At 61.6% G+C, this 23,688-nt stretch carries 22 protein-coding genes and 1 pseudogene; 2 read left to right on the top strand and 21 right to left on the bottom strand.

Features of this window, described 5'->3' with window-relative positions:
* Positions 1-15: 15 nt before the first annotated feature.
* The 16 genes from H4I97_RS00520 to H4I97_RS00445 all read right to left on the bottom strand — a co-directional run bounded on the left by H4I97_RS00520 (position 16) and on the right by H4I97_RS00445 (position 17,628).
* Positions 16-249, bottom strand: coding sequence for a formate dehydrogenase subunit delta (locus H4I97_RS00520; RefSeq protein WP_182306042.1), 234 nt, complete (start codon positions 247-249; stop codon positions 16-18).
* Entirely contained in the window at positions 239-1,072 is an 834-nt protein-coding gene (gene fdhD / locus H4I97_RS00515) for a formate dehydrogenase accessory sulfurtransferase FdhD (RefSeq protein WP_182306041.1), read from the bottom strand. Before fdhD ends, H4I97_RS00520 begins: the two co-directional genes overlap by 11 nt.
* The gene (gene fdhF / locus H4I97_RS00510; RefSeq protein ID WP_182306040.1) at positions 1,069-3,951 is read right to left on the bottom strand and encodes a formate dehydrogenase subunit alpha; all 2,883 of its coding nucleotides are present in this window, start codon (positions 3,949-3,951) and stop codon (positions 1,069-1,071) included. Before fdhF ends, fdhD begins: the two co-directional genes overlap by 4 nt.
* A gap of 60 nt (positions 3,952-4,011) precedes the next feature.
* Positions 4,012-5,568 carry a formate dehydrogenase beta subunit gene (locus H4I97_RS00505; protein WP_182306039.1) on the bottom strand — a complete coding sequence of 519 codons (1,557 nt, stop codon included), beginning with the start codon at positions 5,566-5,568 and terminating at the stop codon, positions 4,012-4,014.
* Complete coding sequence (locus tag H4I97_RS00500; RefSeq protein WP_182306038.1) at positions 5,565-6,044, bottom strand: formate dehydrogenase subunit gamma; 480 nt, start codon at positions 6,042-6,044, stop codon at positions 5,565-5,567. The genes H4I97_RS00505 and H4I97_RS00500 overlap by 4 nt, the downstream gene beginning before the upstream one ends.
* A 203-nt stretch (positions 6,045-6,247) precedes the next feature.
* Complete coding sequence (locus H4I97_RS00495; RefSeq protein ID WP_182306037.1) at positions 6,248-7,141, bottom strand: LysR family transcriptional regulator; 894 nt, start codon at positions 7,139-7,141, stop codon at positions 6,248-6,250.
* 66 nt (positions 7,142-7,207) lie between these two features.
* Complete coding sequence (locus H4I97_RS00490) at positions 7,208-7,558, bottom strand: ArsR/SmtB family transcription factor (RefSeq protein ID WP_182306036.1); 351 nt, start codon at positions 7,556-7,558, stop codon at positions 7,208-7,210.
* Positions 7,559-7,651: 93 nt separating this feature from the next.
* A complete protein-coding gene (locus H4I97_RS00485) occupies positions 7,652-8,584 on the bottom strand; it encodes an L-lactate dehydrogenase (RefSeq protein ID WP_182306035.1) in 933 nt (310 codons plus the stop codon).
* A gap of 157 nt (positions 8,585-8,741) precedes the next feature.
* A complete protein-coding gene (locus H4I97_RS00480) occupies positions 8,742-9,149 on the bottom strand; it encodes a F0F1 ATP synthase subunit epsilon (protein ID WP_182306034.1) in 408 nt (135 codons plus the stop codon).
* A gap of 62 nt (positions 9,150-9,211) precedes the next feature.
* On the bottom strand, positions 9,212-10,600 hold the full coding sequence (gene atpD, locus H4I97_RS00475; protein WP_182307497.1) for a F0F1 ATP synthase subunit beta: 1,389 nt from the start codon (positions 10,598-10,600) through the stop codon (positions 9,212-9,214).
* A 98-nt stretch (positions 10,601-10,698) separates the two neighbouring features.
* Positions 10,699-11,577, bottom strand: a complete 879-nt coding sequence (locus tag H4I97_RS00470) for a F0F1 ATP synthase subunit gamma (RefSeq protein WP_182306033.1) — start codon at positions 11,575-11,577, stop codon at positions 10,699-10,701.
* A 29-nt stretch (positions 11,578-11,606) separates the two neighbouring features.
* Positions 11,607-13,136 carry a F0F1 ATP synthase subunit alpha gene (gene atpA / locus H4I97_RS00465; protein ID WP_112686481.1) on the bottom strand — a complete coding sequence of 510 codons (1,530 nt, stop codon included), beginning with the start codon at positions 13,134-13,136 and terminating at the stop codon, positions 11,607-11,609.
* Positions 13,136-13,702 carry a F0F1 ATP synthase subunit delta gene (locus H4I97_RS00460; protein ID WP_182306032.1) on the bottom strand — a complete coding sequence of 189 codons (567 nt, stop codon included), beginning with the start codon at positions 13,700-13,702 and terminating at the stop codon, positions 13,136-13,138. The genes atpA and H4I97_RS00460 overlap by 1 nt, the downstream gene beginning before the upstream one ends.
* Positions 13,703-13,961: 259 nt before the next feature.
* Complete coding sequence (locus H4I97_RS00455; protein ID WP_182306031.1) at positions 13,962-14,345, bottom strand: AGROH133_08824 family phage infection protein; 384 nt, start codon at positions 14,343-14,345, stop codon at positions 13,962-13,964.
* 111 nt (positions 14,346-14,456) lie between these two features.
* Positions 14,457-16,658, bottom strand: coding sequence for a primosomal protein N' (locus H4I97_RS00450; protein WP_182306030.1), 2,202 nt, complete (start codon positions 16,656-16,658; stop codon positions 14,457-14,459).
* 73 nt (positions 16,659-16,731) lie between these two features.
* Entirely contained in the window at positions 16,732-17,628 is an 897-nt protein-coding gene (locus H4I97_RS00445; RefSeq protein ID WP_182306029.1) for a GNAT family N-acetyltransferase, read from the bottom strand.
* Positions 17,629-17,764: 136 nt separating this feature from the next.
* On the opposite strand from H4I97_RS00445, the gene H4I97_RS00440 reads away from it, so the two are divergent.
* Both H4I97_RS00440 and H4I97_RS00435 read left to right on the top strand, forming a co-directional pair.
* On the top strand, positions 17,765-18,700 hold the full coding sequence (locus H4I97_RS00440) for a tyrosine recombinase XerC (protein ID WP_182306028.1): 936 nt from the start codon (positions 17,765-17,767) through the stop codon (positions 18,698-18,700).
* An 80-nt stretch (positions 18,701-18,780) separates the two neighbouring features.
* The gene (locus tag H4I97_RS00435; RefSeq protein WP_182306027.1) at positions 18,781-19,875 is read left to right on the top strand and encodes a TraB/GumN family protein; all 1,095 of its coding nucleotides are present in this window, start codon (positions 18,781-18,783) and stop codon (positions 19,873-19,875) included.
* On the opposite strand, the pseudogene H4I97_RS00430 reads toward H4I97_RS00435, so the two are convergent.
* From H4I97_RS00430 to H4I97_RS00410, 5 genes and pseudogenes are all read right to left on the bottom strand, one after another.
* Positions 19,865-20,256 (bottom strand): annotated as a pseudogene (locus H4I97_RS00430) (DUF2867 domain-containing protein). The gene H4I97_RS00435 and the pseudogene H4I97_RS00430 overlap by 11 nt on opposite strands.
* A 143-nt stretch (positions 20,257-20,399) precedes the next feature.
* Positions 20,400-20,900, bottom strand: a complete 501-nt coding sequence (locus tag H4I97_RS00425; protein ID WP_182307496.1) for a cytochrome b — start codon at positions 20,898-20,900, stop codon at positions 20,400-20,402.
* Between the two features lie 113 nt (positions 20,901-21,013).
* On the bottom strand, positions 21,014-22,420 hold the full coding sequence (lpdA, locus tag H4I97_RS00420; RefSeq protein WP_182306026.1) for a dihydrolipoyl dehydrogenase: 1,407 nt from the start codon (positions 22,418-22,420) through the stop codon (positions 21,014-21,016).
* 24 nt (positions 22,421-22,444) lie between these two features.
* Positions 22,445-23,197 (bottom strand): SDR family oxidoreductase, encoded by a 753-nt coding sequence (locus tag H4I97_RS00415; protein ID WP_182306025.1) that lies wholly within the window; start codon positions 23,195-23,197, stop codon positions 22,445-22,447.
* Positions 23,194-23,688, bottom strand: coding sequence for a hypothetical protein (locus H4I97_RS00410; RefSeq protein ID WP_182306024.1), 495 nt, complete (start codon positions 23,686-23,688; stop codon positions 23,194-23,196). The genes H4I97_RS00415 and H4I97_RS00410 overlap by 4 nt, the downstream gene beginning before the upstream one ends.

The raw sequence follows: 23,688 nt of genomic DNA, 5'->3' as shown, positions 1-23,688 counted from the left end.
AAATGACCAGCAACGCTATGCCGGCTGCGGCCGCTTGACCAGTTTCGCGGCATCGAGAACCAGCGGGTCGAGTCCGGCTCCGCCGGCGTCGATGATCTCGAACAGCTGACGACGCATGCGTGGCTCCCAGAACTTGTTGATATGCGTGGCGACCCCATCGATCCGCGTCGCTTCCGGTTGGGACGCAAAGAAGGATGCGATCTGGTTCGCCATCCGAACCAGCTTTTCGGCGGTATGCTCACGCGACATCGGCAACGGCTCCTGGAAACAATATACGGTCAGCGTAGGTGAAGACTTCGAAATCCTCGCCGCGAACGACAGCGACGAGCGTCATGCCGGCCTGTTCGGCCGCCTCGATCGCAAGACGTGTCGGAGCCGAGACGGCAAGCAGGAACCGACTTCCGAGGATCGCCGTCTTCTGGATCATCTCGACCGAGAGGCGGCTGGTGACGACGACCACCCCGTCTGCGCCGCGAAGACCGGCCGTGATGACGGCTCCGCAGAGCTTGTCGAGGGCGTTGTGACGTCCGACGTCCTCACGGATTGCGACCAACCCCTTTCCCGGAACGTAGAAGCCGGCGCCATGGACGGCGTGCGTCCGACGGTTGAGGTGCTGCGCACCGCCGAGCGTCCGGACCGCGTCCACGATTTCCTCCGAGCGCAAGCGCAGATTGCCATCGCCCACGGAGCGGACGGGCCTCAACGCCTGTTCGATTGATTCAATTCCGCAGAGGCCACAGCCGACAGGCCCCGCCATCTGACGGCGACGGGAGCGCAGCGCATCGGCGACAGGATCGGCGAGCGTCACCTGCACGTCGATACCACGCCCCTCGTCAACGACCTCTATACCGATGATCTCCGCCGGATCGGAGATGACGCCCTCGGTGAGGCTGAACCCAACGGCAAAATCCTCGAGATCCGCCGGCGTCGCCATCATGACGGCGTGGGTGGTGCCGCCGTAGCTGAAGGCGATCGGGATCTCCTCGGGAACGGCACGCTCGCCACGCCGCACGACACCTGCCCGGAGCGCAAGCTCCGGAACAGCGACCGCGGCGAGGCGCTCTGGCGTCATTCGGCCGCCTCCAGTTTCCCGGCGATGCGACGCGACTTCCGCGACAGGTCTTCGTAGTCGCGCTGCCAGTCAGACAGGCCATTGGAGGGCGAAACCTGGACGGCCGTCACCTTGTATTCCGGGCAATTGGTGGCCCAGTCCGAGTAATCGGTGGTGATGACGTTCGCCTGCGTTTCCGGATGGTGGAAGGTGGTGTAGACCACGCCCGGCGAGACGCGTTCGGTGATCAGCGCCCGAAGCGTCGTTTCACCTGCACGGCTGGCCAGCCGCACCCAATCCCCATCCTTGATGCCACGCTGCTCGGCATCGTGCGGATGGATCTCGAGACGATCCTCTGCATGCCATGCGACATTCTCCGTGCGGCGCGTCTGCGCGCCGACATTGTACTGCGACAGGATACGGCCTGTGGTCAGCAGCAGCGGGAAGCGCGGGCCGGTCCGTTCGTCCGTGGCGACATATTCCGTCCGGATGAACTTGCCCTTGCCGCGCACGAAGCCGTCGACGTGCATGATCGGCGAGCCTTCGGGGAACTTCGCGTTGCACGGCCACTGCACCGAACCCATCTTCTCCAGGAGATCGTACGTCACGCTGGCGAAACTCGGCGTCGTTGCAGCTATCTCGTCCATGATCTCTGACGGATGGCTGTAGTTCCACGCCAGGCCCATGGCCCGGGCGAGCATCTGCGTCACTTCCCAGTCGGCATAGCCGTTCTTCGGCGACATGACCTTGCGCACGCGGTTGATACGGCGCTCGGCATTGGTGAACGTGCCGTCCTTTTCCAGGAAGGTCGAGCCCGGCAGGAAGACGTGGGCGTAGTTGGCCGTCTCGTTGAGGAACAGGTCGTGCACCACCACGCATTCCATGGCGGCGAGGCCGGCGGATACATGCTTGGTGTCGGGATCTGACTGCAGAATGTCCTCACCCTGGATGTAAAGGCCCTTGAACGAACCGTCGACAGCCGCATCCAGCATGTTCGGGATGCGCAGACCCGGTTCGCTATCGAGCGTCACGCCCCACATCTTCTCGAAGGTTTCCCGGGTCGCGTCGTCCGAGATGTGCCGATAACCCGGTAGTTCGTGCGGGAATGAACCCATGTCGCACGAACCCTGCACATTGTTCTGCCCGCGCAGCGGGTTCACCCCGACGCCCGGACGCCCGATGTTGCCGGTTGCCATGGCGAGGTTTGCGATCGCCATCACTGTCGTCGAACCCTGGCTGTGTTCGGTCACGCCGAGGCCATAGTAGATCGCGCCGTTGCCGCCGGTTGCATAAAGGCGCGCCGCACCACGGACCAGTTCCGCCGGAACGCCGGTGAACTTCTCCGTCTCTTCCGGTGAGTGCTGAGGCTCGGCGACAAAAGCGGCCCAGTCTTCAAATTCCGACCAGTCACACCGTTCGCGAATGAAGGTCTCGGCGAACAAGCCTTCGGTCACGATGACATGAGCAAGAGCTGTCAGAACAGCAACGTTGGTGCCGGGCCTGAGCGGCAGGTGGAAGTCCGCCCTGGCATGGACCGAATTGACGGTCTCGGTCTCGCGGGGATCGAGCACGATCAGCTTGGCGCCCTGGCGGATGCGCTTCTTCATGCGCGAGGCAAAGACCGGATGCGCCGCCGACGGGTTGGCGCCGATCACCATGATGACATCCGAGTGCTCGATCGAATCGAAGTCCTGCGTGCCAGCCGACGTGCCGAAGGCCTGGCCGAGACCGTAGCCGGTCGGCGAATGACAGACGCGGGCGCAGGTGTCGACATTGTTGTTGCCGAAGCCGGCGCGGATCAGCTTCTGCACCAGGAAGGTCTCTTCATTGGTACAGCGTGACGAGGTGATGCCGCCAATCGAATCCTTGCCGTACTGGTACTGAAGGCGGCGGAATTCGGAGGCGACATGCGCAAGCGCTTCCTCCCAGGTCACTTCGCGCCAGGGATCGGTGATCTTCTCGCGCACCATCGGATTGAGAATGCGATCCTTGTGGGTGGCATAGCCATAGGCGAACCGTCCCTTGACGCAGGAATGGCCGCGATTGGCCTTGCCGTCCTTGTAGGGCACCATGCGCACCAGTTCCTCGCCGCGCATCTCCGCCTTGAAGGAACAGCCGACGCCACAATAGGCGCAGGTGGTGACGACAGAGTGTTCCGGCTGCCCGATCTCGATGACGGACTTCTCGGTGAGCGTCGCCGTCGGACACGCCTGCACGCAAGCGCCACACGACACACACTCGGACGCGAGGAAGTCCTCATGCATCCCCGGAGAAACGCGGGATTCGAAGCCCCGGCCCTCGATGGTAAGGGCGAAGGTACCCTGCACCTCTTCGCAGGCCCGCACACAACGCGAACAGACGATGCACTTCGACGGATCGTAGGCGAAATAGGGATTGCTCTCGTCCTTCGGCATCCAGTGAGCATTCACTTCGCCAGTTCCGGACCTCGCTTTCACATGATTGTCACCGTCGTAGCCGTAACGGACATCTCGCAGGCCCACAGCGCCTGCCATGTCCTGCAACTCGCAATCGCCGTTGGCCGCGCAGGTAAGACAATCGAGCGGGTGGTCGGAGATGTAAAGCTCCATCACCCCCTTGCGGATCTGCTTCAGTCGGTCGGTCTGGGTATGAACCACCATACCTTCGACCGCCGGCGTCGTGCAGGAAGCCGGCGTGCCGGCGCGTCCGTCGATCTCGACGAGACAGAGCCGGCAGGAGCCGAAGGCGTCGACCATGTCGGTCGCGCAGAGTTTCGGCACCTCGATACCGGCTTCCATCGATGCCCGCATGATTGAGGTCCCTGCAGGAACCGTGACGCGCTTCCCGTCGACGGTCAGCGTGACGGTGTTCTCCGACCTCGAAGCCGGAGTGCCGTAATCGATTTCAGGAACGAGGGGCATGGCGAGCCTCCTGGTTGAAAACAAAAGAAAAGGTCCGGCAGAGAGCGACGGTCATCTTTGTCATTCCGCAGCCTCCTTTACGGGCGCCGGCGCGAAATCCTCCGGAAAGTGCTTAAGCGCACTCATCACCGGGTAGGGCGTGAAGCCGCCGAGCGCACAGAGCGAGCCGAACTTCATCGTGTTGCAGAGATCGCCCAGCAACGCCTTATTCTGCTCCGGCTCGATACCATGCGCGATCCGGTCGACCGTTTCGACGCCACGTGTCGAGCCGATCCGACAAGGTGTGCACTTGCCGCAACTTTCGATCGCGCAGAACTCCATGGCGAAACGCGCCTGCTTCAGCATGTCGACGGTGTCGTCGAAAACGACGATACCCGCGTGCCCGATGAGACCGTCGCGAGCGGCAAAGGCCTCGTAGTCGAAGACCGTATCGAAAAGCGAGGGCGGGAAGTAGGCTCCGAGTGGGCCGCCGACCTGCACGGCCTTGACCGGACGCCCGCTCAAGGTGCCCCCGCCGATATCGTTGACGATTTCGCCGAGCGAAAGGCCGAATGCCGTCTCATAGAGGCCACCGTGCTTGACGTTACCCGCAAGCTGGATAGGGATCGTGCCATGGGAGCGGCCGACGCCGAAATCCCGATAAAAGGCCGGTCCACGGTCAAGAATGACGGGAACGGACGCCAGCGAGATCACATTGTTCACCACCGTCGGACAGCCGAAGAGCCCTTGCAGGGCCGGTAGCGGCGGCTTTGCCCTGACGATCCCGCGCTTGCCTTCGAGGCTGTTCAGCAGGGACGTCTCCTCGCCGCAGACATAGGCGCCCGCGCCTTCGCGAACGTCCAGGTCGAAGGCCCGGCCGGACCCGAGGATGGAGGGACCGAGAAGATTTGCCTCCCGAGCGATCGTAATCGCCCGTCGCATCGTCTCGATGGCGTGCGGATACTCGGACCGGGTGTAGATGTACCCCTTGGTCGCACCGGTTGCCATCCCGGCGATGATCATGCCTTCGATCAGCATGAACGGATCGCCTTCCATGACCATGCGGTCCGAAAACGTTCCGGAATCTCCCTCGTCGGCATTGCAGACGATGTATTTCGTCGTGCCCGGGGCATCCAGAACCGTCTTCCACTTGATGCCGGTCGGGAAGCCCGCGCCACCGCGGCCGCGCAAGCCGCTCTCGGTGACCGCGGCAACGATTTCGCCGGGAGACATCGCCAGCGCCTTTTCGAGCCCCTTGAGGCCGCTATAGGCGCGGAAGTCATCGAGCGACAGGGGATCGGTGACACCGCAACGGGCAAAGGTGAGGCGCGTCTGATTGCGCAGGAACGGAATGTCTCTGGTCCGTCCCTGACACAGCGGATGCGCTCCTCCCCGCAGGAAATCCGCAGCAAACAGTTCCGGTACGTCGCCCGGCGTTACCGGCCCGTAGGCGATGCGTCCATGCTCGGTTCTGACTTCCACCATCGGTTCAAGCCAGAGAAGCCCGCGAGAACCGTTGCGAACGACGCGGGCGTCGACACCGCGCGCTTCGATCTCGCGGGAAATCGCCGCGGCAACCTTGTCTGCGCCCACCGCAAGGGCGGCAGCATCACAGGGGACGAAAACGGTTATGGTCATCGGCGCACCTCCGCGATCAGTGCAGCGCAGCTTTCGCCGTCCAGCCGGCCATGCACCTGACCATCGAGCATGGCCGATGGCGCACAGGCGCATAAGCCCAGACAGAAAACCGGCTCGACGGTCACAGCACCGTCCGCCGTCGTGCCACCCCACTCCACGTCGAGCAGCCGTTTCAACTCATCCGCAAGCCGGTCCGCCCCCATCGACTGGCACGCCTCTCCGCGACAGAGCTTGAGCACATGCCGACCGGAAGGTTCCGAACGGAAATCGTGGTAGAAGGAAACGACGCCATGTACTTCGGCGCGTGAAAGATTGAGGGCTTGCGCAATGAGTGGCTTTGCATCTTCCGGAATGAAGCCAAACGCTTCCTGGACCGCATGCAAGATTGGCAGCAAGGGCCCTTCCGAACGCTTGTGCTCTTCGACGATCGCACTCGTGCGAGACAAGATGTCATCCACCGATGACCGTATATTCATGATCAGTCCTCCCAAACCGACACGAAATGGCTTCAGCGGGTCGTGTTGAACCGTTTGGGCGTGCCGGTCTTCTGTTCAGTAGCTTTGCTGCTCAGTGCGCGAGACCGGAAACCTTCGCTGTCCGCTGATTATAGCAGCAAGGATCGCCGACTGGGGGCGTCGGGGTCAATAATGGTGTTTCGTTGATCGATAGATAAAAACTATCAAAACGCTTCGACCTCCGCCAGCCTGCGGCCTTCGTGCAGCAAGGCTGAAACGAGCGGGGTGAACGGCTCACGATGCTGCGCGACAAGACCGACGACATGCTCCGCCTCCGGCTCCACGAGAGGAATCATTCGGATACCGGCGGAAAAACCGAAGGATTCCGCAACGTTCTTCGGCATGATCGAGGCCCATCGTCCGGTGCGGATATGCGAGAAGAGCACGATCATTGAGTTTGATTCGAGCGTAGGCTGCGGCACAACGCCTGCTTCGGCCATATGCTGATTGATGATGCGACGGTTCTGCATGTCCGCGGTCAATAGACAAAGCCGAAGATCGGCAACCTCGCGCCAGGTCACAGTTTCGCGATCGGCCAGTGGCGAGTCCGAGGCCGTGATGAGGTGGTAGCGCTCCGCATAGAGCGGCACCATACTGACGCGGCCAAGCGGTTCGTTGTCGAGATAGGTGATGCCAATATCGACCTCGAAGTTCTCGAGCTGGCTCAGGACCTGCAGTGATGTCCTAGAAATCACAGAGAAGGTCACATCCGGGTGTTTGACCTGGAAGGGCTCCGTAATCTTCGGGACTATGGCGAGCGCTGTCGGAATGGCTGCGATCCGGACATGTCCGGCCAACCCGTGACGGGCGGCCCGCATCTCCTCACGCATCGTCCGGGTGTCGCCGACGATGCGACGCGCCCATTCGAGCACACGCTGTCCTTCCGGCGTCAACCCCTGAAAACGGGAACCGCGCTGGACCAAAACCACTCCGAGCTGATCTTCGAGCTGGCGAATGGCGGCCGAAAGCGTAGGCTGCGAAATCCCGCACTCCTCGGCCGCTCGCCCGAAATGTCGCTCACGCGCCAGGGCGATAAAGAATTCCAGCTTGTCGATCATTGCCGCTCCTCCGCATGAGGAATAGCACAGCTCTCGTCGGCGCGGGAAGCGGCGACAGGATAGCGATCAAGAGCGATTATTGCCTTCCGGCTCGCAATACATCCGGTAAAGAACGGCGAGAAGGTCGTTGAGACCAGGATTGGCGATGCTGTAATAGACCTGCCGGCCCTCTCTGCGTGTCTTGACCAGTTCCTCGATCCGCAGCCGCGCGAGGTGCTGGGAGACCACCGCCTGTTGAATGCCGAGGATCGCCTCGATCTCGCTGACAGTCCGTTCGCCGTTCACGAGGATGCAGAGAATAAGCAGGCGCGATTCGTGCGAAAGCGCTTTAAGCAGTTCACTCGCGGCCGCTGCTTTCGACATGAAGTCGTCGAGATGGCTCTTATCGGTCACGTTGTCCAGCAAGGCTACTACCATCACAGTTCGGTTGAGGCACGCATATGCCTAATTCACGAAATGTCATAAAGTATCTGATTGGCAAAACCAACCCGCAACGTTCCCGTCTTTGCATCAGAGGCGAAGCGACTCCGTCGCTTCCTTGATCAGCATTGCGCTTTTTCGCAAGGCCGCCTGCTCGTCGCGGTCGAGTTCGGGAAAGAGATCGGCAAGCACCCCGTCCGCACCGATGACCCGCGGGACCGAGAGCGCGACATCGGTCACGCCCTCCACCATATCCGTCACGATTGATACGGAGAGAACGTCGCGCTGGTCGCGCGCGATCGCGTTGACGATCCGGGCAAGACCCGCTCCGATGCCATAATAGGTCGCGCCCTTGCCGCTAATGATGCGATAGGCGGCATTGCGTACGCCGTCATCAATGCTCTGACGAACGGTAGCGTCGAGGCGCTTACCGATCTGGTCTGCAAAGGTTTCCAGCCCGATCGATCCCGCGCGTGCGTTGGACCAGGCGAGTACTTCGCTGTCCCCGTGCTCACCGAGCACATAGGCGTGCACAGACTGCGGTGAGATACCGAGGTGACGGCCGACGAGACTGCGAAAACGGGCGGTATCTAGGATCGTCCCTGAACCGATCACCCGCTGCGGCGGCAACCCCGAGAGCTTGGTCGCAACGTGGGTCATGATGTCGACGGGATTGGTCGCAATCAGCAGGATCGCGTCCGGCGCAGCATTCCGGACGGCCTCAACGACCTTGCGAAACACCTCGGCATTCCGCTCGAGCAATTCGAGCCGCGTCTCGCCCGGCTTCTGGCTGACGCCTGCCGCAAGGATGACGATGCGTGCGCCAGCGAGATCATGATAGGCGCCCGAACGGACGAGTGTTGCCGAGACGAAAGGCACAGCGTGAGATATGTCCTCGGCTTGCGCACGAGCCAGGGCGTCGTTCCGGTCGACGAGGACAATCTCGCTGACGCCGCCCATCATGGCCAGTGCGTAGCCGGCCGAGCTGCCTACCATGCCTGCGCCCACGATACCGATCTTCATGCTCACCTGCCGATGTCGCCCGATGCTCGTCGCCCCCGCCTCTCAGGTTCGCTGATGGAAACGGACGCGTCAAGCTGCGGTGGACGGCTCGCCGTCAAATCCGAAATACAAAAAAGGCGGCCTTTCGACCGCCTCTCTTTACTTGCATGGCCCGGAATCAGGCCGGAATGATGGCTCCGTTGAGGTGGGTCAACTCGGCGAGATACTGCTCGAGCTTGGTCTTGTGCTCGGCGCTGTCGGCCTTGTCGAGATCGGCCTTTGCCGCCTCAATTCGCTTTACCAGCGTCTCGCGGTTCAACTCGCTCATCTCGACCGCCGATTCCGCAAGCAGCGTGCAGCCTGTCGGAAGGATATCTGCGAAGCCGCCGAAAACGACGTACCGGCTCGTCTGCCCGGAGGCAGACTTTACCGAAACGACACCAGGCTTGATCGTCGTCATGGTCGGCGCATGATTGGCCATAACGGTCATTTCGCCTTCGGTCGCCGGGATGACGACTTCGCTCACCTTCTCGGAAAGCAGCAGACGTTCGGGCGAAACGAGTTCAAAGTTGAAATTGTCGGCCATGACTCTTCACTTTTTCAAATGGAGGGCAGAGGCGCGCGTCGGAACGCGCGCCCGTTGCAGGATCAGGCAGCTTCGGCCGCCAGCTTCTTCGCCTTCTCGATCGCTTCGTCGATCGAGCCGACCATGTAGAAGGCAGCTTCCGGCAGATGGTCGTACTCGCCGTCGACCAGGCCCTTGAAGCCCTTGATCGTGTCTTCGAGAGCAACCAGCTTGCCCGGCGAACCGGTGAAGACTTCAGCGACGAAGAACGGCTGGGACAGGAAGCGCTCGATCTTGCGGGCGCGAGCAACCGCGATGCGGTCGTCTTCCGACAGTTCGTCCATGCCGAGAATGGCGATGATGTCCTGGAGAGCCTTGTAGCGCTGCAGGGTCGACTGAACCTTACGAGCGACCTCGTAGTGCTCTTCGCCGACGACCAGCGGGTCGAGCATGCGCGAGGTGGAGTCGAGCGGGTCGACGGCCGGGTAGATGCCCTTTTCGGCGATCGAGCGCGACAGAACGGTCGTTGCGTCCAGGTGGGCGAACGAGGTGGCCGGTGCCGGGTCGGTCAAGTCGTCGGCCGGAACGTAAATGGCCTGAACCGAGGTGATCGAACCCTTGGTCGTGGTGGTGATACGCTCCTGCATGGCGCCCATGTCGGTCGCCAGCGTCGGCTGATAGCCCACGGCCGAAGGAATACGGCCGAGCAGAGCCGACACTTCGGAACCTGCCTGCGTGAAGCGGAAGATGTTGTCGACGAAGAACAGAACGTCCTGGCCCTTGTCGCGGAAATCTTCAGCGATCGTCAGACCGGTCAGAGCGACGCGAGCGCGGGCGCCCGGCGGTTCGTTCATCTGGCCGTAAACGAGGGCAGCCTTGGAGCCTTCGCCACCACCATGCTTGTTCACGCCGGACTCGATCATTTCGTGGTAAAGGTCGTTGCCTTCGCGGGTGCGTTCTCCCACGCCGGCAAATACCGAGTAACCACCGTGCGCCTTGGCGACGTTGTTGATCAGTTCCATGATGAGAACCGTCTTGCCGACACCGGCGCCGCCGAACAGGCCGATCTTGCCGCCCTTGGCGTAAGGAGCGAGAAGGTCGACGACCTTGATGCCCGTGACAAGGATCTGGGCTTCCGTCGACTGCTCGATGTAGGCCGGAGCTTCCTGGTGGATCGCGCGCTTGCCGGAGGTGACCAGCGGGCCGGCTTCATCGACGGGCTCGCCGATGACGTTCATGATGCGGCCGAGCGTCTCGGGACCGACCGGAACGGTGATCGGAGCGCCGGTATCGATAACCGGCTGGCCGCGAACCAGACCTTCGGTCGAGTCCATCGCGATCGTGCGAACCTGGTTTTCACCGAGGTGCTGGGCAACTTCGAGAACGAGGCGATTGCCGCCGTTGTCGGTCTCCAGCGCGTTGAGGATCGCAGGCAGCTCGCCGTCGAACGCAACGTCAACAACAGCACCGATGACCTGGGTAACCCGGCCTGCGGAGCCGGTTGCGGCCTTCGCCGCGGTAGATTTCGGGTAGCTGCCTTAGCCATGTTTCTTACCCTCTTTCCTTAACCTCAGAGCGCTTCCGCGCCCGAAATGATTTCAATGAGTTCCTTGGTGATCTGGGCTTGGCGCTGTCGATTGTATGAGAGCGTCAGCTTGTTGATCATCTCGCCGGCATTGCGCGTCGCATTGTCCATTGCGCTCATCTTGGCGCCCATTTCACCGGCGACGTTTTCGAGCAGAGCCCGGAAGACCTGCACCGAGATGTTGCGCGGAATGAGATCGGTCAGGATCGCACCGGCATCGGGCTCATATTCATAGACGGCGGACGCACCCGTCGGGGCGGCCGCTTCCGGAACAGCAGCCGGGATCAACTGCTGTGCGGTTGGAACCTGGCTGATCACGGACTTGAATTCCGAATAGAACAAGGTCGCAACGTCGAACTCGCCCTTGTCGAACATCGAGATGACCTTGCGGCCAATCGTGTCGGCATTCTCAAAGCTGATGCGCTTGACTTCGCGAAGGTCCGTACGCTCGACGATGTTGGCGGCAAACTCGCGACGCAGACTGTCGTAGCCCTTCTTGCCGACGCAGAAGATCTTGACGGTCTTGCCGGCGGCGAGAAGCCTGCGCGCATGGTCGCGGGCAAAGCGGGCGATCTGCGAATTGAAACCACCGCAAAGGCCGCGCTCGGCGGTGCAGACGATGAGCAGATGCACATCGTCCTTGCCTGTCCCGGTCATCAGCCGCGGTGCACTGTCGTCGCTGCCGACCGCCTGAGCGATATTGGCGAGGACGGCACCCATGCGCTGCGAATAGGGACGAGCGGCCTCGGCCGCCTCCTGCGCACGACGCAGCTTCGCCGCGGCGACCATCTTCATCGCCTTGGTGATCTTCTGCGTCGCCTTGACGGAGGCGATCCGGTTTTTCAGATCCTTAAGTGAAGGCATCCGTTATCCGTCCTTGGCTTGAGCCCCGATTACGAGAACGACTTGGCGAACGAATCCAGAGCAGCCTTGAGCTTACCCTTCGTATCGTCGCTGATCGCTTTCTCCGTACGGATGGTGTCGAGAATGGCCTTGCCTTCCGAGCGAAGGTAGGAGAGCAGGCCCTGCTCGAACTTGCCGACCTGGTTGACGGCGATCTTGTCGAGGTAACCGTTGACGCCAGCGAAGATCACGGCCACCTGTTCTTCCGTCTTCAGCGGCGAGAACTGCGGCTGCTTCAGAAGTTCGGTCAGACGTGCACCGCGGTTCAGCAGGCGCTGCGTTGCGGCGTCGAGGTCCGAACCGAACTGGGCGAAGGCGGCCATTTCACGATACTGGGCGAGCTCGCCCTTGATCGAGCCGGCAACCTGCTTCATCGCCTTGATCTGCGCCGAAGAGCCGACGCGAGAAACCGAGAGACCGACGTTAACGGCCGGACGGATGCCCTGGTAGAACAGGTCGGTTTCAAGGAAGATCTGACCGTCGGTGATCGAGATCACGTTGGTCGGGATGAAGGCCGAAACGTCGTTACCCTGGGTTTCGATGACCGGCAGAGCGGTCAGCGAGCCGGCGCCACGCTCGTCGGAGAGCTTTGCGGCGCGCTCCAGCAGACGGGAGTGCAGGTAAAAAACGTCGCCCGGATAAGCTTCGCGGCCCGGCGGACGGCGCAGCAGCAGCGACATCTGGCGATAGGCGACAGCCTGCTTCGACAGGTCGTCATAACCGATGAGGGCGTGCTGGCCGTTGTCACGGAAGTACTCACCCATCGCGCAACCCGCGAACGGAGCGAGATACTGCATCGGAGCCGGGTCGGACGCGGTCGCAGCGACGATGATCGAGTACTTAAGGGCGCCGCGCTCTTCGAGAACCTTCACGAACTGGGCAACGGTCGAGCGCTTCTGGCCGATGGCCACATAGACGCAGAACAGCTTGTCGCCGTCCGGGCCATTGTCGTGAATGGCCTTCTGGTTGAGGATCGTATCGAGAATGATGGCGGTCTTGCCGGTCTGACGGTCGCCGATGACGAGCTCGCGCTGGCCACGACCGACCGGGATCAGAGCGTCGATGGCCTTGAGGCCCGTCGACATCGGTTCATGAACCGACTTGCGCGGAATGATGCCCGGAGCCTTGACGTCGACGCGAGCGCGACGGGTAGCGTTGATCGGGCCCTTGCCGTCGATCGGATTGCCGAGCGCGTCGACGACGCGGCCGAGCAGTTCCGGACCGACCGGAACGTCCACGATGGCGCCGGTCCGCTTGACGGTGTCGCCTTCCTTGATGTCGCGGTCGTTACCGAAGATAACGACGCCGACATTGTCGGCTTCGAGGTTGAGCGCCATGCCGCGGATGCCGCCCGGGAATTCGACCATTTCGCCGGCCTGGACATTGTCGAGACCGTAAACGCGGGCGATACCGTCACCGACGGAAAGCACCTGGCCGACTTCCGAGACCTCAGCCTCCTTGCCGAAATTTTTGATTTGATCTTTAAGAATTGCGGAAATTTCCGCGGCGCGGATATCCATCAGCCAACCTCTTTCAGTGCAAGCTTAAGGGTGGAAAGTTTGGTGCGAAGAGACGTGTCGATCTGGCGGGATCCGACCTTGACGATCAGGCCGCCGAGAATGGAGGGATCGACGGTGACAGAGACCGCCACATCCTTTCCGGTCACGCCCTTCAGCGCCGCCTTCAGTTCGTTTTCCTGTTCGCCGGTCAGCGCATGGGCGGAGGTCACCTCCGCCGTGATCTCACCACGATGGCGAGCGGCGATACGGCGGAAAGCCGTGATCATTCCCGAAATGGCAAAAAGCCGACGGTTGCCGGCTACCACCTTGATGAAATTGCCAACGAGGCTGCCGAGGCCCGCCTTCTCGCAGAGCACCGAAACGGCCTTGACCTGGTCTTCCGCCGAGAAGACAGGGCTCTGAACGAGGCGCTTCAGATCAGCGCTGCCATCGATCATTGCCTGGAAACGATCAAGATCGGCACTCACGGTGTCGACGGCGCCGGCTTCGAGCGCAAGCTCGAAAAGCGAGGAAGCATAGCGCTCCGCCACACCTGAGATAAGCTGGGATGTGTCTGCCACGGGCAAAAATTCCCTGATTATGACCCAAGACCGCCACCACTTCCGTACGGAAGCGCTACGGCTTTGAAATCGTTACGTTTTCCCCAGAAATGCAAGCCTTTTAGACCTGCTTTCTCCTAATTTCGCGGTCCGTCTAGCATACGAACTCTGGACTCGCAACACGCGTATTGCCCGATTACGCCTTTAGCACAAGCCCAAACCGGCAATTTTGTACCCGGCCGCGCCGAATTGGGCGAAGGCCTCCGGCACGCTGGCTTGACGGAGCTTAAGTCAGACCAAAAACGTAGGCTATCGGCAGTGAGGCAAGCACTGCAGAGACAATCAGAAGTAGAATACCGCGCAGGGAAGTGCCGCCATCCGACATTACCGAGAGTATTCGCCCGAAGACGGACATTGCAAGCGCGGCGCCGAAGGCGAGATAGACCATCGGTTGGGCGAGCAGCAATGCGCCGCCCGCGAAGCCGAAAAGCATGCCGCCGTAGGAACGTGCGGCCGCGAAACCTTCGGCCATACCTTCACGCGGCTGAAGCCCGCAAAATCTGAACGTCAGCCCCGGGGCGAACATTACGAAGAGGCCAATCAATGCCGTAACGGCAGCCGATACGAAAGCCAGTTGCTCGCCAAATTCCGTCGGAAAATAGAATTCCATGATGCCCCTCTTATGCGCCGGCCGGCCTTCGTCTTGCCGGAGTTCGTCGGCGTTCCGCTTCTCTCCCTAGTGGAAACGCGGGCCATTTTCCAGAGTGCCTGCGTGGCCGGCTCAGAGAAAGCTCTGCGGATCGACGTCCACCTGCACGTGGACGGAGCGCCTCTCTTTCGGTCCGCGTTCGAGCATGGTGCGAACGAAGGCCTGCATGTCGCTGCTGCGCCGGCCGTGGACCAGCAGGCGGAAACGGTGCCGACCGCGGATCAGGGCAAGAGGCGCTTCTGCCGGTCCCAATATCGCGATCCCCTCCACCATGGGTGCTGAATGCCGCAATTGTCGCGCATGCGTTTCCGCCTCCCCGCGCGTATCGGCAGAGACGATGATAGACACAAGGCGTCCGAAGGGCGGAAGACCGGCCCGCTCGCGCTCGGATATCTCGCGCTCGTAAAACGCTGCGGCATCGCCGGAGACAAGCGCCTGCATCACCGGATGCTGTGGCTGGAACGTCTGGATGAGACCGTGGCTCTTGCGCCCCGTTCGTCCGGCACGACCGGTGACCTGCGAAAGCAATTGGAAGGTCCGTTCGGCCGCACGCGGATCACCGTTCGCAAGGCCGATATCCGCGTCGACAATCCCGACGAGCGTCATCAGGGGAAAGTTGTGGCCCTTCGCGACGAGCTGCGTGCCGATCACGATGTCCGCTTCCCCGTTTGCAATCGCTTCCAGTTCGAGCCGCAGACGTTTGACGCCTCCCAAGTCCGAGGAGAGCACCAGCGTTCTCGCATCCGGAAAATGCCGCTCCACCTCCTCGGCGATGCGCTCGACGCCGGGGCCGCAGGCGACCAGGTGATCAAGCGTCCCGCATTCCGGACAGGCTTGCGGCGTCGGCTCGGCATAACCGCACTGATGACACTGGATCTGGCCACGGAAGCGATGCTCCACCAGCCAGCTGGAACATTGCGGACACTGGAAGCGATGGCCGCAGACCCGGCAGAGCGTCAGGGGCGCATAGCCGCGACGATTGAGAAAGAGCAGTGCCTGTTCGCCACGCTCCACCGTCTTGCCGACGGCTTTGAGCAAAACGGGGGAAAGGAAGCCACCGCGTTCCGGCGGAGATCGCCGCATATCGATGAGATGAAGGTCCGGTAGCGCAGCACCCGCAAATCGCGTCGGCAGATGAATGCGCCGGTAGCGCCCGGCAAGGCAGTTGACCTGGCTTTCGACTGAAGGCGTCGCGGAGACCAGAACGACCGGAAAGTCCCCGATCCTGGCACGAACCACCGCCATGTCGCGGGCATTGTAGAAAACTCGGTCCTCCTGTTTGAACGCCGGGTCGTGCTCCTCATCGACAATGATCAGGCCGAGATCTTCGAAGGGGAGAAACAGGGCCGATCGCGCACCCGCGACGACGCGGACTTCGCCGGTGGCGGCCTGCCGCCAGACCTTTTCGCGTGTGCGGGTGGCGAGATCGGAATGCCATTCCGCCGGTTTCGATCCGAAGCGATCATGGAAACGCTCCAGGAAGTTTGCCGTGAGGGCAATTTCCGGCAGCAAGATCAATACCTGCCGACCCTGTCGGATGGTTTCCGCAATTGCCTCGAAATAGACTTCTGTCTTGCCGGAGCCGGTAACACCATCGATCAAAGCGACCGAAAACCCGCTGCTCCGGATGCCTTCGAGGATATCCTCCGCCGCTTCCTCCTGCGGACCCTCCAGGCGCGCCGGCGCGTAGTCGGCGTCCGGCTTTGCGACCAGGGGCGGCGGTGGCAAGAAGACGGTCTCGAACACGCCCTGGGCCGCAAGCCCATCAATCACGCTCGCTGACACGCCGCCCGCGTGGGCAAGACCGCTCTTCGTCCACGATAGTCCATCACCCGCAAGATCGAGCACCTTGCGCCGTGCGGATGTCATGCGCTCCGGCACGATGCCGGAAAAGCGTAGCCCTTCGACCATGGGATCCGGATCAAATGCCGCAGGCGCCCGAAGCGCCATGCGGGCGACGAGTCCCGGTGGCGAGAGGGTGTAAGCGGCCACCCAGTCCAGAAAGCTGCGCATGTTCTTGTCGATCGGCGGACAGTCGAAGACCTTCTCGATCGGGCGCAGCTTGCGCGGATCGACCTCGCCGCCTTCCGGTCCGTCCCAGACGACGCCGATCACCTGACGTGGGCCGAGTGGCACCTGCACAATCGAACCCGCCTCGACTGCCATACCTTCCGGCACCACGTACGAATAGGGAACCGGCGCCGGCATGGGAACCAGAACCGGGACTACGCGGGATTTCGGAGCGGCGAAGAGTTCGGGCGAATCGTCTTTCATCGGCCTGCAAATTGACTCTCGCGTGCCCGAAAGGAAACCGCAAAAGCAATACGGCCATTCCGGATCCGGCCATTCACCACGAAAACGACGCGTCCCCGTCCGTCGCAAGGTGGTGAACCGTGTGCCGCTCGAGCGCGGCGGTCACTTCCACAGCATCGCCTTCGAGCTGTTCCGGTGGGATCATCTGCCCGATGGTGAATTCGAAACGATCGCCCTTCTTGTTGAGAAGCTCGTAAAAGACCGTCATGTCGCGCAGCTCCGTCGACCACTTGGCAAACCAGTAGAACAGTCCGGAATTGCGCGCCTTCATGTGGACCGGCAAGATCGGCAGATTGTATTTGCGGGCAAGGCCGATCGCCGAGGTCTTCCATGGCCGTTCGTTGAGTCGTCCGTTCGCCCAGTAAGCGATCCGCCCGGAGGGAAAGAGGACCGTCGCCTTCTGCTCGGCCACCGCACGGTTGGTGAGCTGCAGCGTTTCGCGCGCTTTCAGCTTGCTCTTGTACTCCTCCCGCCACTCGACCGGAATGACCATCTCCACCAATCGCGGGTTCACACGCACGGCGTCCCGGTTGGCGAAGAACATCATGTCCGGTCGTCGTTCCTTCAACAGGTCGAAGACTGCCACCCCGTCGGCGATGCCCGTCGGATGGTTGCTCACCAGGATGAAGCCGCCCGAGGAGGGAATGCGCTCGGGATAGCGCGCCTGAATTTCGAGCCGCAGTACGTTGCTCAGATATTCGAAGGCCTGGAATCCCGGCACGTTGGCGACATCATCCGCAAATTCGATGGCCTTGTCATAACGCAGAAGCGTATAGAGAAAGGGCCGCATCACCGGCCAGAGCGGATGTTTGACGATCTTCTCGCCCCGTTCGGCAATCAGCGTATCGACGATGTGTCCGGGCTGACCTTGCGATACCAGGGCGACTGCCTCTGCGAACTGTCCCAACATCGTCGAATCACGGCGAGCCATGGAATACCCCGGTTCTGTCGATCTGCGTCATCGCAGCTCAATGTGATGGAAGCGTGACGAATCCGTATGTTAGCTCTTCACTAACACATGCCGGGCATGTTGGTTCAGCAGTCTCCCAAAGTAAAGGTTCGTACGCTTGAACGTACTGCTCGTCATCGCCGCACCCGACCTCATAAAGGAACGCCAGCAATGGCTTGAGAGCCTCGCAGGCGAGAGGCGTCTCGCTGACAATACGCTCGAAGCCTATGAGCGGGACACCCGCCAATTCCTCGGCTTTCTCACCACCCATCTTGGTGCTCCGCCCGACGTCGGCGACATCGCCGAGCTCCGGCCGGCGGACCTCAGAGCCTTCCTGGCCGCCCGCAGACGGGAAGGTTCGGGCGCACGCTCGCTCGGCCGGCATCTAGCCGGGCTTCGCTCGTTCCTGCGTTATTTGGAACGAAAGGGGCTCGTCAACGCCGCCGGCGCCGGCGCCATTCGGTCGCCGAAACAGCCGAAGTCGCTGCCGAAGCCGCTGACCGGAAACCAGGCGATATCCGTCGTGCAGGCGGACTCGCAGCTGAGCGACGAGCCCTGGATCGCCGCGCGCAACGCCGCTGTCCTGACCCTGCTCTACGGCTGCGGCTTGCGTATTTCCGAAGCACTCGATCTGACGCCAAAGGCGTTCGACGGCAAGAGCAGCACGTTACGAGTCACAGGCAAGGGCCGCAAAACGCGCATCGTTCCGCTATTGCCCGTCGTGAACGAGACCGTCGAGAGCTATATACGACTTTGTCCCTACCACCTCGAAGCGGACGGTCCCCTGTTCCGCGGCGCGCGGGGTGCCAGGTTGCAACCGGCGATCATCCAGCGCGAGATGCAGCGGCTGCGCTCGGCGCTCGGACTGCCGGATTCCGCCACACCCCATGCGCTCCGCCACTCCTTTGCCACCCACCTTCTGAGCGGCGGCGGAGATCTGCGTACGATCCAGGAACTGCTGGGACATGCGAGCCTCTCAACCACGCAGGTCTACACCGCCGTGGATGCGGCGAGGCTTCTCGACGTCTACGAGAAGGCGCACCCGCGCGCCTGATCCGCACGTTAACCAAAGACGTTAAAGAAACGTGAGCAACGGCCACAGTAGTCTCCTACGATTGCAACCGGAACGCTTCGATGCTCGCCAGCCTCTTCAACCGAAACGGATCGCATCACTCCCTCGCACGTGCGGGGGATGCGGTTCTTTGGTTCCTCGCCATCCTCCATGTGGCCGTCGCCCTCTCATTTCTCCTCATCCTGACCTCCCTCTCGCCTGCCCGCGCGGAAGGCGATAGCGAATGCCCGGGTATCGATCTTCTTTCGGACTTGAAGAGGACGGATCCCGGCACCTACGAGACGGTTCTCCGGGAGGCGGCGGAGACGCCGAACGGCAAAGGCATCTTTTGGAAGATCGAGAAGGATGGCCTCCCCCCATCCTATCTGCTCGGCACCATGCATGTGACCGATCCCCGCGTCCTCAAGATGCCGAAAGGCGCACCCGAAGCACTCACAACCTCTTCGACCATCGTCGTCGAATCCGACGAGATCCTCGACGACAAGAAGGCGGCCGCGGCTCTTCTGCTCCGGCCTGATCTTACGATGTTTACCGATGGCACGTCGATCACCGACCGCCTCTCGCCTGAGGATACGACCCGGCTGAAGGCGGGACTGGAGAAACGCGGAATTCCGCTCGCGACCGTCCTGCGTATGAAGCCTTGGATCATCTCGAGCTTCGTTGCCCTTCCCGGCTGCGAGGTCGCTCGCAAGGCGAAAGGCGCTTCCTTCCTCGACAAGCACATTGCCGAGGAAGCGGTGAAGGCCGGCAAGCCGGTGGTCGGCCTCGAGACGTTTGCCGAGCAACTCGAAGCCGTGTCCTCTCTCCCCGTCGACTTTCACCTTCAGGCCCTGATTGAAACGCTTGCCCTGGGTGACCGGACGAATGACGTCGTCGAGACGATGATCAGGCTCTACACGACTGGCGAGATCGGCATGACCATGCCGATGCTGCAGAAGGTCGCACCGGGCGAGGGCGGTAAGGAGGATAGTGGTTACGTCGCCTTCGAACGTCGGATCGTTCTCGACCGCAACAAGACAATGGCCGAGCGGGCGATGCCTCTTCTCGAAAAGGGCGGTATTTTCATTGCGGTCGGAGCCCTGCACCTGCCGGGCAAGGAAGGGCTCGTGGAACTGTTGCGCGCACGCGGCTATAGCGTAACGGCAGTCAGCGGCTGACGACTGGCCGACCTGCAAGACGGCCGAGCGTGGTTCTCACAATCAGCCTGTGAAACGGCGTAACCGCAAGAATGTAGAGCCGGCCGAAGGTATTATGCCTGTTGACCAGCGTCGTGACGGAGACCTTGCTGCCGGCCGGTCCGGCAGAAGCCACTTCAATCACGATGCGGAAATCCAGATGCTTGTCGTCGAAGCCCAGCACGACCTGATCGTCTCGTTCACTGACGATGGCAAAGGCGCCGACAAAACCCGCCTCCCCGGCTTCGTCTCCGCAGCCTTCAGGCCAAACGGCGCAACGACGCGATTGCGAATGTCGAGCAGACCACGCACCCAGACAGGTGATTGGCCAAGCGCCCAGTGGGCCGCACGGATCGCCGGCATCGCCCGTTCCGGACTGATCACCGCATATCGATCGGCCCAGTCTGCCTCTATCAACGCGGGATGTGGAAGCGCCGGCTCTTCAGAAAAGACATGCGTCACGGCGCTTCCTATTCTTGTCTTATGCTACGGCTGGGCTGCAGCGTTCAGCCTCGGATCATCCGCTGCGCGACGGGCGTCTTCCAGAAGAACTGGTGAACGAGAATCGCGCCGACGTGGAGAACGATCAGCACCCACATCAACAGCTTCAGCGGACCGGCGTGGAGAGAGCCGGCTGTCTCTATGTTAAAGTAATAGGCGGCAATGCCGGCGATCGGCAGCGCGAAGAACAGCAGATAGAAGGTGGCGTGAGTAACCTTCGAAGCCATCTGCGCCAACGGTGGCTCATCGGCGGGGGCCGCCGGCGCGCCTTGGGTGAAGCGCAGGATCAGCCGGATGACGGCGAGACAGAGCACCGCAATCCCGACATAGGCATGGATGTTGGCGGAAGCAATCATGTCGGGCGTTACAGCCTGACCTTCCTCTGCCGCTTCTGTGAATTCCTCCATGCCCTCGGTGAACAGGAGGTTGAACAGGATCAGTGCGGCCATGATCCAGTGGATCAGCCGCTGGGATAGGGAATAAGAGACTACAAGGGAGGATGCCATCTTCTTGCCTTTTATCAAAAGTTTCAGGGCAATTACGTCCGGATGATAAAAGCCGCGGCCCGTTTGGCAAGCCGCGGCTTCTACCATGAAGAAGATTTAATCGAAGCAGGCCGTTACATGTGGATCGGCTTGAAGAAGGTCGCGAGCGCAGCCTCCTTCACCGCTTCCGACATCGTCGGGTGCGCATGGCAGGTCCGTCCGAGATCCTCCGACGAGCCGCCGAACTCCATCAGAACGGCAGCTTCGTGGATCATCTCGCCGGCACCGAAACCTATAATGTGCACGCCGAGAACACGGTCAGTCGCGGCGTCCGCCAGCACCTTAACGAACCCGTCGGTTGTCAGCATCGCGCGAGCACGGCCGTTGGCGCTGAAGGGGAACTTGCCGACCTTGTAGGCGACGCCGGCGGCCTTCAATTCCTCTTCTGTCTTGCCGACCGAGGCGACTTCCGGCTGCGTGTAGACGACACCCGGAATGACGTCATAGTTCACGTGACCATGCTGGCCGGCGAGAATTTCCGCCAGCGCCACGCCTTCGTCTTCGGCCTTGTGGGCGAGCATCGGACCGCGGACGACGTCGCCGATCGCGTAGATTCCGGCGATGTTGGTGCGGAAGTGGCCGTCGATCTCGACGCGTCCGCGATTGTCGAGCGCCACGCCGGCTTCTTCCAGTCCAAGACCTGCCGTGTATGGCTTGCGGCCGGTGGCAACCAGTACGACATCCGCTTCGAGCGTCTGGGCCTCTCCGCCCTTGACCGGTTCGAAGGTGACCTTCGCACCCTTGCCGGTCTTCTCGACGCCCGTAACCTTGGCACCGAGATTGAATTCCATGCCCTGCTTGGCGAGCATGCGCTGGAACTGTTTCGACACTTCGCCGTCCATACCGCCGAGAATGTTGTCCAGGTACTCAACGACAGTCACCTTCGCACCGAGACGCGACCAGACCGAACCGAGCTCGAGGCCGATGACGCCCCCACCGACGACGATCATCCTGCCGGGTACCTTGTCGAGGGCAATGCCACCGGTCGACGAAACGATCACCTTCTCGTCGATGTCGACCTTTACGCCCGGAATGCCCGCAACTTCAGATCCGGTCGCGATGATGATGTTCTTGGTCTCGAGAACCTGCGTCTCGCCCTTGTCGTTGGTGACCTCGACCTTGCCGGCAGCGAGAATCTTGCCCGTACCCTGGATTCCGTCGATCTTGTTCTTCTTGAAGAGGAACGAGACGCCCTCGACGTTCGACTTCACCGTCGCATCCTTGTGCGCCATCATCTTTGCGAGATTGAGCTTGGGAGCTGCGAGCTCAACGCCGAGCGCGTCCATGCCGTGGGCGGCGTGGTGATACATTTCCGATGCGTGCAGGAGCGCTTTCGAGGGAATGCAGCCGACATTGAGGCAGGTGCCGCCGTAGGTCGCGCGCTTCTCGACGACGGCGACCTTTAGGCCGAGTTGTGCCGCCTTGACCGCACACACATAACCGCCGGGGCCGGATCCGATAATGATGACATCATAAGACATGACTGCTTCCTTCGTATTCGGCGACTATCGTCCGCCGCTGACATTCAAGATGGAGCCAGTCACATAAGATGCCTGGCTGGAGAGAAGATAAAGGATCGCATCGGCGACCTCGTCCGGCTTGCCGGGGCGCTGCATGGGAATCGTCGGGGCAAGTGCGCTTGCCCGATCCGGAATGCCCCCGGATGCATGGATATCGGTGTCGATGATGCCCGGCCGGACGGCATTGACGCGAATGCCCTCACCGGCCACTTCGCGCGCGAGGCCGACAGTGAAGGCGTCGACCGCACCCTTCGATGCGGCATAGTCCACGTATTGACCCGCACTGCCGAGAACCGCCGCCATCGACGAGACGTTGACGATGGCACCGCCTCGGCCGCCATTGTTCGTCGACATGCGCTTCACCGCTTCGGCGGCGCAACGAATCTTGCCGATCACGTTGATGGCGAACATGCGCTCGAGCCTCTCACGGCTGAAGTACTCGACGCGGGCGGACACGTCGACGATACCGGCATTGTTGACCAGTCCGTCGAGGCGGCCAAACCGTGCATCGAGTTTCGCGTAAATCGCCGAAATGCCTTCTTCTGTCCCCGTATCGCCCCGCACGACATCGGCAACACCGCCGGCGGTCGCGATCTCGGCAGCAAGTGCCGTGGCGGCAGTCTCCTGCGAGACGTAGTTGATCAACACCTGCCAGCCGAGCCCGGCGGCCTTGCGTGCCACGGCTGCTCCGATGCCGCGGCTCGCACCTGTGATCAGAAGAACCGGTCCGTCACTCATTGGTCGCATCCTTGCAGGGAAAAGACATCCCATGGCGTTTTTTCGCTAGACTTGCCAGCGGACGACGCTGTCCATGCCGGCCCGAAACCCGGAAGCAAAATCGCCCGCGGCGCCTTCTCTCCTTCGGACGGCAGCAGGCCTATGCCGCCTTTCAGTTCGTCGCCGGCGTAGATGATGCCGCGCCACACGGTGCAAGCGGCAATATCGGCACCCGTAACGTCTCCCTCGGGACAATTGTTCAGGATCATAGCAACCGGTCGCTCTATCTCGGGATCGTACATCACATGCCCATCGAAGCTCTTGCCACCGAGGACAAGAGAGAAGCGATGACTGAGCGGCGAATTTTCCCCGTCCGTGCGGGCAAACCGAAGCTCGGCGCGCGCCTCCGGTTCGACGTAGATCGCCTTCTCGATCGGACATTCGGCAGCCGCGAGCGATCGCACTCCCAACAGCAAGAAGGCAACAACCGCGGCAGACCTCACGCCCGGCAT

The organism is Ciceribacter thiooxidans, assembly GCF_014126615.1.
Taxonomy (GTDB): Bacteria; Pseudomonadota; Alphaproteobacteria; order Rhizobiales; family Rhizobiaceae; genus Allorhizobium; species Allorhizobium thiooxidans.
Note: the sequence above shows the minus strand (reverse complement) of the source record. Positions and strands in the feature narration are given on the sequence as shown.

Bases quoted from the DNA above. Each gene is read 5' to 3' on its own strand.
- H4I97_RS00520 (WP_182306042.1), bottom strand. From the start codon at position 249: ATGTCGCGTGAGCATACCGCCGAAAAGCTGGTTCGGATGGCGAACCAG.
- fdhD (WP_182306041.1), bottom strand. From the start codon at position 1,072: ATGACGCCAGAGCGCCTCGCCGCGGTCGCTGTTCCGGAGCTTGCGCTC.
- fdhF (WP_182306040.1), bottom strand. From the start codon at position 3,951: ATGCCCCTCGTTCCTGAAATCGATTACGGCACTCCGGCTTCGAGGTCG.
- H4I97_RS00505 (WP_182306039.1), bottom strand. From the start codon at position 5,568: ATGACCATAACCGTTTTCGTCCCCTGTGATGCTGCCGCCCTTGCGGTG.
- H4I97_RS00500 (WP_182306038.1), bottom strand. From the start codon at position 6,044: ATGAATATACGGTCATCGGTGGATGACATCTTGTCTCGCACGAGTGCG.
- H4I97_RS00495 (WP_182306037.1), bottom strand. From the start codon at position 7,141: ATGATCGACAAGCTGGAATTCTTTATCGCCCTGGCGCGTGAGCGACAT.
- H4I97_RS00490 (WP_182306036.1), bottom strand. From the start codon at position 7,558: ATGGTAGTAGCCTTGCTGGACAACGTGACCGATAAGAGCCATCTCGAC.
- H4I97_RS00485 (WP_182306035.1), bottom strand. From the start codon at position 8,584: ATGAAGATCGGTATCGTGGGCGCAGGCATGGTAGGCAGCTCGGCCGGC.
- H4I97_RS00480 (WP_182306034.1), bottom strand. From the start codon at position 9,149: ATGGCCGACAATTTCAACTTTGAACTCGTTTCGCCCGAACGTCTGCTG.
- H4I97_RS00470 (WP_182306033.1), bottom strand. From the start codon at position 11,577: ATGCCTTCACTTAAGGATCTGAAAAACCGGATCGCCTCCGTCAAGGCG.
- atpA (WP_112686481.1), bottom strand. From the start codon at position 13,136: ATGGATATCCGCGCCGCGGAAATTTCCGCAATTCTTAAAGATCAAATC.
- H4I97_RS00455 (WP_182306031.1), bottom strand. From the start codon at position 14,345: ATGGAATTCTATTTTCCGACGGAATTTGGCGAGCAACTGGCTTTCGTA.
- H4I97_RS00450 (WP_182306030.1), bottom strand. From the start codon at position 16,658: ATGAAAGACGATTCGCCCGAACTCTTCGCCGCTCCGAAATCCCGCGTA.
- H4I97_RS00445 (WP_182306029.1), bottom strand. From the start codon at position 17,628: ATGGCTCGCCGTGATTCGACGATGTTGGGACAGTTCGCAGAGGCAGTC.
- H4I97_RS00435 (WP_182306027.1), top strand. From the start codon at position 18,781: ATGCTCGCCAGCCTCTTCAACCGAAACGGATCGCATCACTCCCTCGCA.
- H4I97_RS00425 (WP_182307496.1), bottom strand. From the start codon at position 20,900: ATGGCATCCTCCCTTGTAGTCTCTTATTCCCTATCCCAGCGGCTGATC.
- lpdA (WP_182306026.1), bottom strand. From the start codon at position 22,420: ATGTCTTATGATGTCATCATTATCGGATCCGGCCCCGGCGGTTATGTG.
- H4I97_RS00415 (WP_182306025.1), bottom strand. From the start codon at position 23,197: ATGAGTGACGGACCGGTTCTTCTGATCACAGGTGCGAGCCGCGGCATC.
- H4I97_RS00410 (WP_182306024.1), bottom strand. From the start codon at position 23,688: ATGCCGGGCGTGAGGTCTGCCGCGGTTGTTGCCTTCTTGCTGTTGGGA.